The sequence below is a fragment of the Lactiplantibacillus fabifermentans DSM 21115 genome (genome assembly GCF_000498955.2).
Lineage (GTDB): Bacteria > Bacillota > Bacilli > Lactobacillales > Lactobacillaceae > Lactiplantibacillus > Lactiplantibacillus fabifermentans.
The window spans coordinates 1-504 of the sequence record NZ_AYGX02000030.1; the positions used below are offsets into that span (position 1 = coordinate 1).

Here is a 504-nt window from a genome sequence, read left to right on the forward strand (position 1 = left end):
TGATTACGAAGTGAGTTTAAAACCATCTTTTCGTCATACGCCAACCCAGCCGGGTTCTTACGAGTTGATACACGGCCATTAGGGGTATCGATTTTGAATTTCTTATCGACTAACCGTTGATCACGTAAATAGTCGGTCAGTAGCCCTTCGAAGTACTCGCGGTTGGCTTGGTTCTTATCAAGCTCCCGGTCGCGCCATGCAATTGCCTGGTCAATATTGTTCTTCGCAACTTGGCCAATTTCATCATCATGCGCTTGGATAGCCTTGAGCTTCTTTAACGCCCAGTCAGCTTTCTCCAATGAGTCAATTTTGAAGCCTTCGTTTTCACGTTCTGTCACCGTTCTAAGTTCTTCTTTTAACATTGCATCCATGATTGAAATCCTCCTATTTAATATCCAGCAATGACGCCACTTTCGATTAAGTCTTCCTCGGTGGGCACATCATCACGCCAGCCTTCCGCAGCTTCTTCTTGGTCAATTAACCAGCTATCGTAGCCGTTCATTT

The 504-nt window shown here is 45.0% G+C and carries 1 protein-coding gene; it reads right to left on the reverse strand.

The annotated features are described in order from the left end of the window. The coding region (locus tag DY78_RS01965) for a host-nuclease inhibitor Gam family protein (protein WP_056993487.1) at window positions 1-371 on the reverse strand (371 nt) is incomplete at its 3' end. Between the last annotated feature and the right edge of the window lie 133 nt (window positions 372-504).